Source organism: Glutamicibacter sp. BS14 (assembly GCF_056934375.1).
On sequence record NZ_CM167801.1, the window covers coordinates 1,804,314 to 1,817,679 of the forward strand.

Below are 13,366 nucleotides of genomic sequence, written 5' to 3' on the forward strand. Positions count from 1 at the left end.
GCATCTAACTAAGGAGCAACGAACTCTAATGAATACCCATAACATGAAAATGGACTTTGACGGACTCCGGGTTCTCGTCACGGCTGGAGCTGCGGGCATCGGCCTGGCGATCGCTCAAGAGTTCAGGAACCATGGCGCACAAGTCTTCGTTACGGATATCAATCCTGAAGCAGTGCGTGCCGCCGCGTCGGCGGGTTTTGCCGCCTCCGTGAGCGACGTGTCGGATGAAGATCAGGTACGTGGATTGCCCGATCAGATCCAGCAGTCTCTAGGGGGACTGGACGTCCTGGTGAACAATGCCGGAATCGCCGGTCCTACCGGGCCTATCGAGACTCTTGAATCCGAAGATTGGATGACGACTTTCGATATTAATGTCCACGGACAATTCTTCTGCATCAAGCACTTGCTCCCGTTGCTGCGCCAGTCCACCCGCGGATCCATCATCAACTTGTCCTCGGCCGCTGGCCGTCTGGGCATGGCAGGTCGCAGTCCGTACTCGGCATCGAAATGGGCAGTGATCGGGCTGACCAAGACGCTTGCCATCGAGCTCGGCGGTGAAGGAATCAGGGTCAATGCCATCTGCCCGGGGGCAGTCAATGGCCCGCGCATCCAATCCGTCATCGAGGCGAAGGCGCGAATGCTCCAGCGTCCGGTGGACGAAGTCTCCGATCTGTACCACGCGCAGTCATCGCTCAACAAGCTGGTCGAGGCCGAGGACATCGCCAATATGGCGGTGTTCCTGGCCAGCCCGATGGCACTTCGGATCAACGGCCAGGCCATGGCAGTCGATGGCAACACCGAGAAACTGTACTAGGAAGGCGTATTTTGAAAAACAAGCGAAAAGTCATCATTACTAGCGCTGTCACCGGCGCTATCCATACCCCCAGCATGTCGCCGCACCTGCCGGTGAGCGCCGATGAGATTGCCGAAGCTGCGCTTGGCGCCGCCAAGGCTGGCGCGGCCATAGTCCACATGCACGCGCGTGATCCCAAGGACGGCCGCCCATCTCAGGATCCCAAGCATTTCGAACCGATCTTGGAGAAGCTCAAGAACGGCACCGACGCCATCGTCAACATCACCACCGGTGGCTCCCCGCATATGACCGTCGAAGAACGCATGCTTCCGGTGGCAACCTTCGAACCTGAACTCGCTTCGCTCAATATGGGATCAATGAACTTCGGACTGTATCCCATGCTGGACCGGTTCACGGAGTTCGAACACGATTGGGAACGAGAAGGCCTGGAAAATTCACGGGATCTGGTCTTCAAGAACACCTTTGCCGATATCCAGAGGATCCTGGAAATCGGTAACGCCAATGACACCCGGTTCGAATTCGAATGCTACGACATTTCCCACCTAAATAACCTGAGTCATTTCCACCAGCGCGACCTGGCCCGTGGCCCGCTTTTCGTGCAGTCGGTTTTCGGTCTGCTCGGCGGCATCGGGGCGCATCCGGAAGACTTGATGCATATGCGCCGCACGGCTGACCGCCTGCTGGGAGAGAACTACGAATGGTCCATCCTCGGTGCAGGCAAGAACCAGATGCCGTTAGCTACCATTGGAGCGGCCATGGGATCGCATGTACGTGTTGGGCTGGAAGATTCCTTGTGGATCGGACCGGGGCAGCTCGCCGCTTCCAATGCCGAGCAAGTGACCCGTATCCGGACCATACTGGAAGCACTGAATTTCGAGGTCGCGACTCCCGAGGAAGCCCGGGAGATGCTGGAGCTCAAGGGGCGCGACAAAGTCGGTTTCTAGGCGCCAAATGCCTTCGGCCTGAATAGCAGCACAAAATCAAACAGACTCGAGGCTCCATCTGTCCTGCCCCATGCAGGCATAGATGGAGCCTTGTTTTGTCCTAGTCCCAGTTTGACGCCGCGCATTGGCGCGCGCCGTGGCGTATCCAATCCCACTAGAACATCGCGGGACTCGCTCGCCGCGGACACGTAGACTTGTTCGATGGCGGCGCTTCCCTGCGCGTGCGGGAAACCTCGCGCCAATGCGCCGGTGACGGAAGGACAATCAGTACATGGGCCAGCCAGCCAACCTGAAGAAGCAAACCCGACAGCGTATGGAACGCACGGGGGAGAGCTACACCACCGCGCGCAAGAACATCTTGGCCGGCAAGCCTGAAAGCCCTCGGGCCGCTCGCGCTGCCGCCGCACGCGACTACGCCAAGGAAGCACGCGAAAAGGCCAAGGCGCAGGAGCAGAAAGGCAAGAACGCTCCGGCTGCTTCGCCAGCTGACGAACTGCCTGAGTACCCAGCGCCAAAAGATGTCATCCAGTACGATGCTGCGCTCTGGCACCGAGTCCTAGTCCAAGCTGGCGTCACCAACAAGCACACCGGCGAACCGCTGAGCCAGGCATTGCTCGCTGGCCTTGCCGGCGGTATCGGCTTCATGGCTTTTACCCATGAAGGCGGCGAAGAGACTGCAGTAACCTTGGTGACCCGCCACAACCCGGAACCCTATACACAGAACCTGCTGGCTCGTTGCGGTGCTACGGTGACCGAACGTACCACCGGCTCAGCCGAACGCGCTGTCGAATACATGGACGCTGCCCTGGACGCAGGCCGCACCGTGGTGGTTCGCGTGGCAATCAGCGCGCTGCCATGGATTGACGGCAACACGGTTGATGAGGCCGAGACCCTGGATCTCGTCGTCGTTGGCGAGCACAAGAAAGACCTGATGGTAGATGACGGTTCAGGTGCGCTGAACCTTATTAGCCCCAAGGAACTGGCCATCGCCCGTGCGATGCGCAAGAAGGAAAAGCACTGGCAGGCATGGATCCCGTCCTCGCGCTCGCCGAAGGCCGAGACCCTGGCCGCCAATGCTGTCGAGGCGATTGGGGAAACCACCGCTCGCCTGCTGGGCACCAGCGAGCTTTCCGGGGTTCCAGTGCACTTTGCCAAGAACTTCGGCATTACCGGCATGCGCACCTTGGCCACGCGACTGCGCGATAACGAGTCCAAGACCGGTTGGTCCCAGATCTTCGCAAGCCAGCAAGCGCTGGCCAACGGCTTGGACCAGCTCGCAGGTTTCTTCTCCGACACGCGTTTCAGCGGCGAGGGCGCGTTGCGCGGCCTGTACGCGGAGTTCCTTTCGGAAGCGGCGGAACTTCCAGGCTTGGCGGCGCTGGCAGCTCACGTAGATGCTTACCAGCAGCTCACCACCCAGTGGGATGCGTTCGCGGACCTGATTGATCCAGAGACCGAGTTCGCCAAGCGTGCTGAGCACTTCGCCGTATTGGCTGACGCGATTGAGCGCATTGCCGATTATGAAGAGCAAGCCGCCACCTCCTTGGCCGTGACCGCCAAGAAGCTTGCATCCAAGGCAGCCAGGTAAACCTAGCTCAACATAGGCCCTGCCATCCGGTGATCTTACTCACCGGATGGCAGGGCATTGTTGTCCCGGTGTGCCACTTGCGGCCCCATGCACCAGAGCCAGCGCAGAAACATCGCCTAAAGCCAATGCGCTATCAAAAGCGGGATTATCCGGGAATCTTGATAACCTAGTTAGGTGAGTAACGAGATTGAGATCGGCCGCGGCAAGCGGGCAACTAAGGCATATTCCCTGGACGACGTAGCGATCGTACCGAATCGCCGTACCCGTGATCCGAAGGACGTATCGGTGTCCTGGCAGATCGACGCCTTCCAGTTCGACACCCCTATCCTGGGCGCACCAATGGATTCGGTGACCTCCCCGTCTACTGCAATCGCCTTGGGCAAGCTCGGCGGCCTGGGCGTGCTGAACCTCGAAGGCCTGTGGACCCGCTACGAGGACCCGGAAGCAGTGCTGGCTGAAATTGCCAGCCTGAAGTCCGAGGCGGCAACCCGCAACGACCCGAAGATCACCGCAAAGCTGCAGGAACTGTACTCGGCTCCCATCCAGCCTGAGCTGATCACCTCGCGCATCTCCGAGATCCGCGACTCCGGCGTTGTCGTTGCAGGCTCGTTGACCCCGCAGCGCACCCAGGAGCACTACAAGACCGTTGTCGCTGCCGGCGTGGACATCTTCGTCATCCGCGGCACCACCGTTTCGGCTGAGCACGTCTCGAAGACCACCGAACCGCTGAACCTCAAGCAGTTCATCTACGAACTCGATGTCCCAGTGATCGTGGGCGGCGCAGCAGGATACACCCCGGCCATGCACCTGATGCGCACCGGTGCAGCCGGCGTGCTCGTTGGCTTCGGTGGCGGCGCGTCCTCCACCACCCGCCGCACCCTGGGCATCCACGCACCGATGGCTACTGCCATCGCCGACGTTGCAGCCGCACGCCGCGACTACATCGAAGAGTCCGGCGGACGCTATGTCCACGTCATCGCCGATGGCGGCATGGGGAACTCCGGCGACATCGTCAAGGCCATCGCCATGGGCGCCGACGCAGTGATGCTCGGTACCGCACTGGCCCGTGCCGATGAAGCACCAGGCGCCGGCTACCACTGGGGCATGGAAGCAGTTCACGAGGCCAGCCCACGTGGCGACCGCGCCAAGGTCGGCACCGTCGGCTCGCTGGAGAAGGTCCTGCACGGCCCATCGCACGAGACCAACGGCACCTCGAACCTGGTTGGCGCACTGCGCCGCTCGATGGCCACCACCGGCTACTCGACCCTCAAGGAATTCCAGCGCGTCGACGTCGTGCTGTCCCCGTACGAATCCGATCGCTTCTAGCGGATCCTGATCTGGCCCTGCTCTTCTTTCGAAGGGTGGGGCCAGTGTCGTTTAAGCGCTTGGTCTCAACGAATGAATAAGCAAGTTGGTTCCACCAGCGGAAAATAAGGCAACAGGGCTAATCTCACGCCATCGCATTTCGAGTTCTACGCCAAATAGAAGTACCGTTAGAGTGTGCTTAAAACCGCTCTGAAGCCCAAATGGATCGGCGCCCTCTTTGCCGCGCTAGCTCTCGCCACCGGATTCGTTCTCTTGTCCGGATGGCAGTTCGGCGCCTCCGAAACCGAGCCGCCGGTCAAGATCGACAAGACCGAGAAGCCGGTCGCGCTGATCGAGCATCAGGAAGTCGGTAAGGAGCTGCTGGGCATCAAGGCAGACCAGATCGTCACCATGGAGGGCGAATTCGTCCCCGGCACCGATCAGCTGATTGCGCCTCGGCTTAATGGCGATCAGCGCGGTGTCTGGGTCATCACCCAATTCAAGGTCGAGGGCGCGGCCCAGGACGCCGGTATTGCGGTGGTACGCGGCTGGCAGCCTGAAGCAACCAAGCCAGCTCCGGCACCTGAAGGCGAACTGGAGATCACCGGGCGCCTGCTGCCTAGCGAAGGCCCGGAATTCCGCGAAGACCTGCGCAGCGCAACGCTGCCAACTCTCGCCTCGGCACAGCTGGCGAACATCTGGGATTCGGTCCTCTTTGAAGGATTCGTCACGGCCCACGAAATCACCACTGCCAAGGGCGAGACCGTAGCGCAGCCGGGCCTGGAAATTGTCGACGTCGGTCCGCAGCCCCAGGAAGCGCAGATCAACTGGCTGAACGTTTTCTACGGCTTGGAATGGGTCCTCTTCGCAGGGTTCGCCATCTTCCTCTGGTACCGCATGGTGCGCGATGATTACCAGCGGGATCTTGACGAGATTGCTGAGCTCGCTGCCGAAACACATATCAAGGGCGGCAACGCCACCCAAGCTGGAAACAGCAACGAATAGCATTTCACGCACACCGCACTTCTTACCGAAATCGGAAGGAATCACTAACGATGTCCAGCACCACCCCGGCACCGAAGCCCCGGAAATTCGGCGGCACCCCTAAGCAGATCCGTGCAGCCGCAACCTTCTACAAGGTCTTCGCCTACATCACCGGCGTGATGCTGCTGCTGCTCGTGCTGGAAATGATTTTCAAGTACTTCTGGTCCCTGGAACTCTTCGTGGGTGGCACCTTGGTAGATGGCACCTCCAACGCCGTCGGCATGTACAACCGCGCCGAGGTGGCCGGGGGACTGAACCTCTCGCTGGGCATCCTGATCGCCCACGGCTGGCTATACGTGGTGTACCTCTTTGCCGACTTCCGCCTGTGGACCTTGATGCGCTGGCCATTCATGCGCTTCATTACGATCGCGCTCGGCGGCGTCGTTCCGTTCCTTTCCTTCTGGACCGAAGCCAAGGTGCACGCAGAAGTAGACCGCGAGCTGGCCGCGCATCCAAAGGCCGCCAAGCGCTACTGACACGTGGCCGCATTCATTGCCAAAGGGCAGATCCGTTCATCGAAAATGAACAGATCTGCCCTTTGCCTTTGCCAAAAATCCACTAGGTGACGCTGATGACATCACCTTGGCTGTTTCGCGCGCAGTGAACCGCGTAGACTGTAACGGTGACTACTGCTCCCCTCAATCCAGAACATAAGCCGGTTCTGGTCGTCGACTACGGGGCCCAATACGCGCAGCTTATCGCTCGCCGCGTACGTGAGGCCCGTGTGTACTCGGAGATCGTTCCGCACACCCTGTCCACCGAAGCCATCCTGGCCAAGAACCCTGCAGCGATCATCCTCTCCGGTGGTCCTTCCAGCGTTTACGCCGATGGCGCCCCTTCCGTCGGGGCTGACCTGTTTGAAGCCGGCGTGCCGGTCTTGGGCATCTGCTACGGCTTCCAGGCCATGGCTAACGCCTTGGGCGGTACCGTGGCCGAAACCGGCCTGCGCGAGTACGGCCGCACCGCAACCAACTTTGAGGGCGATGCCCGCTCCATCCTGGCAGGCGCCGCTCAGGCCCCTACCGTCTGGATGAGCCACGGCGACTCCGTCTCCAAGGCCCCAGAAGGCTTCGAAGTGCTGGCCACCACCGCTGGTGCTCCGGTTGCCGCTTTCGCAAATGAAGCAAAGCGACTGTACGGCGTGCAGTGGCACCCAGAGGTGAAGCACTGCGAGTTCGGCCAGGATGTCCTGGAGAATTTCCTGTACAACGGTGCTGGCCTGAAGGGCGACTGGACCGCTGACAACATCGCTGACGAGCAGATCGAGCGCATCCGCGCCCAGGTCGGCACCGGCAAGGCCATCTGCGGCCTGTCCGGCGGCGTGGACTCCGCTGTTGCAGCTGCCCTGGTGCAGCGCGCCATTGGCGACCAGCTCACCTGCGTGTTCGTCAACCACGGCCTGCTGCGCGAAGGCGAAGCCGAGCAGGTTGAGAAGGACTTCGTAGCTTCCACCGGCGCCAAGCTGTACATTGCCGACGAGCGCGAGCGCTTCCTGACTGCTTTGGACGGTGTCACCGACCCGGAGACCAAGCGCAAGATCATTGGCCGCGAATTCATTCGCGCCTTCGAAGCAGCGGAAGCGGCGATCATCGCCGAGGCCGCTTCCGAGGGCGAGCCAGTGAAGTTCCTGGTCCAGGGCACCTTGTACCCGGACATCGTCGAATCCGGCGGTGGCGAAGGCACCTCGAACATCAAGAGCCACCACAACGTGGGCGGCTTGCCAGAGGACCTGGACTTCGAGCTGGTTGAACCACTGCGCACCCTGTTCAAGGACGAGGTCCGTGCAGTGGGCCGCGAGCTCGGCTTGCCTGAGGAAATCGTTGGCCGCCAGCCATTCCCTGGCCCAGGCCTGGGCATCCGCATCATCGGTGCCGTCAACGAAGAGCGCCTGTCCATCCTGCGCAAGGCTGACGCGATCGCTCGCGCCGAGCTGACTGCTGCAGGACTGGATGACGAAGTTTGGCAGATGCCAGTAGTGCTGCTCGCTGACGTACGCTCGGTAGGCGTACAGGGCGATCACCGCACCTACGGCCACCCAATCGTGCTGCGTCCGGTTTCCTCCGAGGATGCCATGACCGCTGACTGGTCGCACCTGCCATACGATCTGCTCTCGAAGATCTCCAACCGCATCACCAACGAGGTAGATGGGGTGAACCGCGTGGTGCTGGACGTTACTTCCAAGCCACCTGGAACCATCGAGTGGGAGTAAATCCCCAAGACTGCTAATTCACTGCGCTTTGGCGGGTGAATGGGAAGCGGATCCGGTACGCCGGTTCCGCTTCCCGCAGTTAAAACGTGTTTCGCGCACCGGTTCTGCACGGTGCGTGCACTACGTTAGAAAGAGGCGTATCTGCACCTGTGGTGCGCCCGAATGTGGTCGGTTCAGTGAAGGGAATGACTGTCGTGACTAGTGGACAGAATGCTGCCGCCGAGCGTGTAGCTGCCTGGGTGAAATCCCTGGGACAGAGTGCCGGGGCGGATACCACCCTGCGATTTGCTCCGTCGACCTCCAATAGCATCGACATAACCCATGCCAATCCATCGGGATTGGCCCAGTTCCTTGCCGGACGGCGTACCCGCCTGTCCACGCTGCTGCACGATGCGGACCAGTACGCTACCGCGCGCCGCACTGCCCGTGCGCTCTCGGCCAAGATCAATGAACTGTGGGAAGAACGCGGCATCGACGTCGGCTACCTGGCCGCCGGTGTCGCCAACTGGCGCGCGGTCCACGATGGCAAGAGCGAGCCTGTCTCGGCTCCCATCATGCTCGGCCGCATCACACTGACCAAGCACGTTGATGCTGACGACTACGACCTGCAGCTGGTCGGCCGCGCCACCGTATCCCCGGCCTTCGTGCGCCAATTCGAAGCCGACCACAACGCCAAGGTCGATGTCGCCGCGGTGGACGCCGAAGCGTACTCCATCGCCCGTTTCGACCCGGTCCGCGGAATGGATGCCCTGCGCCACCAGATGTCCGAGGTTCCCGGCGTAGTGGTGGGCCACCGCCTGCTGCTCTCCACCTTCTCCGAGCTGATGGACCCAGCTGACCCGGCCAAGCTCAATGGGTCCCACCCGGTCATCGAGGCGCTAATTCGTCACGACTCCGCGGAAAAGCAGGCTGGGAACAGCCAAAGCAGCAAGACCTCCGAAGCGCTGGCCAACCTGGTCGCTTCCAAGCCGGGCGCTTCCAAAACCGAGGGCTCAAAGCCTGAAGAAGCCAAGGACGAGTCTGCCGCTGAAAAGAAGCAGGACGAAGAGCAGCCTGAAGCGCAGGCCGCCGATGCCAAGGGCCATGAAGCTGCCGGCTCCCGCCTGAGCCGCGTGAAGAACATTCTCAAGGAAACCGCGCGCTCGCGTAAGCAGAGCCTTGCCTCCGAAGGATCTTCTGCCCGCAAGGTCCACACCGGAACCACCACCATTGCCAAGTCTTCTGATGACCGTGATCCGGAAGATGAACTGTTCTTGCTGGACGCGGATGAGTCCCAGTCCAAGATGCTTGACTACATCGCTGCCGGTGAATCGGTGGCCATCAACGCCGCTGCCGGTACCGGTGCTACCCAGACCGCGCTGAACGCAGCCGCGCTGCTGGCCGCCCAGGGCAAGCGAGTACTGGTGGTTGCGGAACAGCGTTCTGCCGCCGAAGAATTCGTGACCCGCTTCAACGAGCACCTGGATGCAGGCAGCATGCTGCTGGAACCCAACGAGGATCCAGAAGCGCTGCGCGCGATGATGACCAAGGCAATTCTGCGCAACGAACGCGCTGCCGAGCCGCAGCTGGGCTCCATGTTCAAGCGCCTGCGCGAATCCCGCCACGCACTGCACGAGCACGTGAAGTCGCTGCACTCGGTGCGCAGCCGTTGGGGTTGCTCGCCATACCAGGCAATGCAGGAACTGGCACGTCTCTCCGCACTGGAACCAGCGCCATCCACCACCGTGCGCCTGAAGCGTTCGGTGCTGGATTCCATGGGCCAGCGCGGACATGTTGCCGCACAGCTCAAGCGCGCAGCGCAGCTTGGCGCCTTCTCCAAGATGCACACCACCAGCCCATGGCATGGTGCACCGCTGCGCAACACCGAAGCCACCGAAAAGGCCTTGAACCTGGCCAGCGGGCTGGGCCGCGACCTGCCCATCCTGCATGAGCACATGCTGCAGATCGCCGAGCGTTCGCAGATCCGCCTGGAAGAAAGCTACGACAAGTGGGGAGACCAGCTGCAGTTGCTGGTCGCCGTCCGCGGATCGCTGGACAAGTTCGAGGCCGACATCTTCGAGGGCGACATCGATGATTTGATCGCCGCTACCGCAACCAGCGCATGGCGCCGCGAGCACGGCGTGGAGATGGGCTCCATTGTCCGTTCCCGGCTGCGCAAGATTGCCAAGGAATACGTCCGCCCGGGCATGCACGTAGCTGACCTGCAGTCCGCTCTGCAGGCGGTGGCGGTCCAGCGCGATGCCTGGCGAGCCATTGCCACCAGCCAGCGCAACCCGCAGGTCCCAGGCGGCCTGCTGGATGTTGAAGCCGGATACCACGACGCCGGTGCCCGCATCGACAAGCTGGCCGAAATGCTGCCGTCCTCCCTGGGCTCGCGCCTGCGCGAAATGCCCATCAAGGAGCTGCTCTCGGTGATTGCAGCGCTGGTCGAGCGCCGCGAGGACCTGGGCGAGCTGCCCGAGCGCACGTTGATCTCCGAGCAGCTGGCTGAAGCCGGGCTGGGCGACCTGCTCGATGACTTCGCCGAACGCGAGATCGACGCCGACCAGGTAGACAGCGAATTGGAGCTTGCCTGGTGGCAGTCCGTGCTGGATGCCATGATCTCCGGTGACGACTTCCTGGCCATGAATGACGGCTCCAAGCTGGAGAAGATCGAGGCTGACTACCGACTGGCTGACGGCGCGCACATCGCTGCCGGCCCGCAGCGCATCCGCTGGGCGCTGACTCGCAACTGGAAGGCAGCGCTGGCTGACCACCGAGCCGGTTCCCGCGCGCTGCGCGAGATGCTCAAGGGCGGAACCCCGAGCATTGCCGGGCTGCTGGATCTTGGAGCACCGCTGGCCAATTCGCTGACCCCGGTCATCGTCTCGGCTCCGCTGCTGCTGGGCAGCGCCCTGCCGGAGGACACGAAGTTCGATGCGGTCATCCTGCTGGAAGCCAACTACCTCACCCTGCGTGAAGTCCTGGATGCGATCCGCCGCTCCGGCCAGGTCATTGCCATTGGCGATGAAATGCTGGGCGGTCCGAAGCGCTTCGAGGTCTCCGTAGACCCGACCGCACGAGTTCGCGAGCAGAGCGTGGACCGTTCCGCGCTGGAAGCCCTGAACAAGGTCCTGGTGACCGGTTCGCTGTCCACCGTGTACCGCGGCATTGACGAAGGCCTGGTGGAACAGCTGTCCGCCACCTACTACGATTCGGCGCTCTCGCGCCTGCCAATGGCGGTGAACCTCACCGGCGACTCCTCGCTGCTGCGCGGCGAATACGTGCCAGATGCCACCGGCTCACTGTCCAGCAGCGAAGACGGTGTGCAGACCACCGCAGCAGAAGTGGCGCGCGTGGTGGATCTGGTCTTCGGCCACTTCAAGAACCACGGGGGCGAATCGCTGGCAGTCATTGCCTCGAACCGCAGCCATGCCTCGGCCATCGCCGAAGCGATCCGTGTCCAGCTGCCAAACCACAAGTACGCGATGGAGCACCTGCGCTCCAAGCGCGAACCATTCGTGGTGACCACCATGGACCGGCTGATCGGCCTGCGCCGGGACTCGGTCATCTTCGCCTGGGGCTACGGACGTACTCCGCACGGCAAGACCCTGCACGAATTCGGTGCACTGTCCCGCGAGGGCGGCGAACAGCTGTTCGTCGCCGCCATGACCCGATCGCGGACCCGCATGACCTTGGTGTCCAGCCTGTTGCCCGAAGACGTGGACCTGAGCCGCGTCTACCGTGGTGCCCGACAGTTCTTCGAACTGTTCGGACGCGTGCAGGCAGGGGATTCCGGAGTCAGCTCGATGCGCAATCCGCGCTTCGATCCATTGGTCTCCGATCTGGCCCGCCGCCTGCGCGAAAGCGGTGCCATCGTTTCCGAGGACTACCGCGGTGTGCTGGACCTGTCGGCTCACGCCTACGACTCTGCGCACAGCGGCATCCGCCCATTGGCTGTGGTCTACGACGGCACCGAGCACTATGCCGGACTGACCGTGCGTGAACGCAGCCGACTGCGCCCGGAATTCTTCGAGAAGCACGGCTGGCGCTATGTTCCGCTGTGGACCATTGACGTCTTCACCGATCCGGGGGCTGTCACCGATCGCCTGGCCCATGCACTGGGGTTGAAAAAGCCTGCGGCCCCAGCCCAGGCTTCGACCCGTACCGGTGTGGCCGCCGCTCGGCCGGTGTCTGCCCGTGAAGTCACCACCGAGGCGGAAACGCCGAAGGAAAAGTCCAATCTGCTCAAGTCGGCCAAGGCACGACTGGAACCAAAGGCCGAGACCAAGCAGGAAGCGCCAGCTGCTGAAAGCGGTGCCAAAGCTGAAGCTGCCCAAGCACCTGCAAAGGACAGCGCGGATAAGCCGCTGACTCCAGCCCCTGTCCCGGCTACCAGCAAGAACGAGGATCCGGAGCCAAAGAAGTAATGACTTCTGAGCAAGAACCAACGCGCGGCCGCCGCAAGCGGCCGCGCGTTGTCGCACCCCCGCAGCATCTGACTGCTCGCGTTGAACTCACTGGCAGCTACGCGCCAGTGCCGCATTCAGACTCCGTGAACCGGGCGTTAGCCGGCCACCAGCCCGCCGAGACTTCTGCTGCGGCGACGGCGTCCCGCGCCAAACAGCCGGCCGCCGATCCGCTGTCCGAGTTGCTGGCCAAAGACCAGGACCCGAGAAACTGGGGCGACGCCAAGGAAGACCTGGCTGAAATGATGAAGCGCGAGAAGCCGCCGCACTGGGGCTGATCTCCTAATTCACCAAGACGGCTGAAACCTTGCCGCGCGATACTGCCCCGGCCAGATCATCCGAGAGGCTGCTGGCAGCCGCGACCACCACAATTCCTTCACCGGTCGGAGCCGCGCCGCTGAGCATGCCGAATTCGGAGCTGCTGGCATTATCCGGAACCCAGAGCACCGGCACCGCCTTGGCGATGGTCTGCGAGCTGATGTCCTTTTCAAAGCCATCTCCGGTGGTCAATACGATATCCACCAGTTGCCCTGGATGGAGCAGCGTCACGGTGGCAGGATCGCTCAAGCGCAAGGGAACGGCCACGGTGCCTTCCGGCGAACCGGTCAAAAGTTGTGGCCCCACCAAGGAATAGTTGCGCAGCACCGTTCCGGCAGTCAGTGCCACGGCTGCCCGTTGCCCCGAGATGGCATCGATGCTTTCAAAGACTTCGGCATCTTCCGGGGCAAGCCGCACCGTTTGCACCGTCAGCTGGTTGGCGGATATGCGGGACCCGGCAGGAATGTCGCTCAGCGCCACCACGACCTCGCGCTGCGCTAATTGCCCGGAGGAAAACACATTGAGCACGCCCGCCAAGGCCAGCAGCGCGCAGGCGATGGCCAAAGGCTTCCGGTAGCGGCGCAACAACTCATTGCGGTTGCGCACGGGACGGATCTTCGGCTTGGGAATCACCGGGGGCCGGGAGGCAGCATGCGGTCTGGAGAAGAAGCTCATAACCCCATGCAACCTTCAGGT

The 13,366-nt window shown here is 62.1% G+C and carries 10 protein-coding genes; 9 read left to right on the plus strand and 1 reads right to left on the minus strand.

Annotation, left to right across the window (positions count from 1 at the left end; translation table 11 throughout):
- The first annotated feature begins 28 nt into the window (after positions 1–28).
- From AC1Z36_RS08570 to AC1Z36_RS08610, 9 genes are all read left to right on the plus strand, one after another.
- Positions 29–814, plus strand: a complete 786-nt coding sequence (locus AC1Z36_RS08570; protein WP_286134194.1) for an SDR family oxidoreductase — start codon at positions 29–31, stop codon at positions 812–814.
- An 11-nt stretch (positions 815–825) separates the two neighbouring features.
- Positions 826–1,758 (plus strand): 3,5-dioxohexanoate:acetyl-CoA acetone transferase, encoded by a 933-nt coding sequence (kce, locus tag AC1Z36_RS08575; RefSeq protein WP_181148847.1) that lies wholly within the window; start codon positions 826–828, stop codon positions 1,756–1,758.
- 271 nt (positions 1,759–2,029) lie between these two features.
- Complete coding sequence (locus tag AC1Z36_RS08580) at positions 2,030–3,346, plus strand: BtrH N-terminal domain-containing protein (RefSeq protein WP_105657603.1); 1,317 nt, start codon at positions 2,030–2,032, stop codon at positions 3,344–3,346.
- Positions 3,347–3,520: 174 nt separating this feature from the next.
- On the plus strand, positions 3,521–4,672 hold the full coding sequence (locus AC1Z36_RS08585) for a GuaB3 family IMP dehydrogenase-related protein (protein WP_105657602.1): 1,152 nt from the start codon (positions 3,521–3,523) through the stop codon (positions 4,670–4,672).
- 174 nt (positions 4,673–4,846) lie between these two features.
- A complete protein-coding gene (locus AC1Z36_RS08590; RefSeq protein ID WP_105657601.1) occupies positions 4,847–5,656 on the plus strand; it encodes an SURF1 family cytochrome oxidase biogenesis protein in 810 nt (269 codons plus the stop codon).
- A 50-nt stretch (positions 5,657–5,706) separates the two neighbouring features.
- The gene (locus AC1Z36_RS08595) at positions 5,707–6,171 is read left to right on the plus strand and encodes a DUF3817 domain-containing protein (RefSeq protein WP_105657600.1); all 465 of its coding nucleotides are present in this window, start codon (positions 5,707–5,709) and stop codon (positions 6,169–6,171) included.
- A gap of 146 nt (positions 6,172–6,317) precedes the next feature.
- Positions 6,318–7,904, plus strand: coding sequence for a glutamine-hydrolyzing GMP synthase (gene guaA, locus AC1Z36_RS08600; RefSeq protein WP_105657599.1), 1,587 nt, complete (start codon positions 6,318–6,320; stop codon positions 7,902–7,904).
- Positions 7,905–8,089: 185 nt separating this feature from the next.
- Positions 8,090–12,313 carry a DUF4011 domain-containing protein gene (locus tag AC1Z36_RS08605; protein ID WP_286134193.1) on the plus strand — a complete coding sequence of 1,408 codons (4,224 nt, stop codon included), beginning with the start codon at positions 8,090–8,092 and terminating at the stop codon, positions 12,311–12,313.
- The gene (locus AC1Z36_RS08610) at positions 12,313–12,630 is read left to right on the plus strand and encodes a hypothetical protein (protein WP_105657597.1); all 318 of its coding nucleotides are present in this window, start codon (positions 12,313–12,315) and stop codon (positions 12,628–12,630) included. The genes AC1Z36_RS08605 and AC1Z36_RS08610 overlap by 1 nt, the downstream gene beginning before the upstream one ends.
- Positions 12,631–12,634: 4 nt before the next feature.
- On the opposite strand, the gene AC1Z36_RS08615 is transcribed toward AC1Z36_RS08610, so the two are convergent.
- On the minus strand, positions 12,635–13,345 hold the full coding sequence (locus tag AC1Z36_RS08615; protein ID WP_105657596.1) for an RcpC/CpaB family pilus assembly protein: 711 nt from the start codon (positions 13,343–13,345) through the stop codon (positions 12,635–12,637).
- Positions 13,346–13,366: the final 21 nt, after the last annotated feature.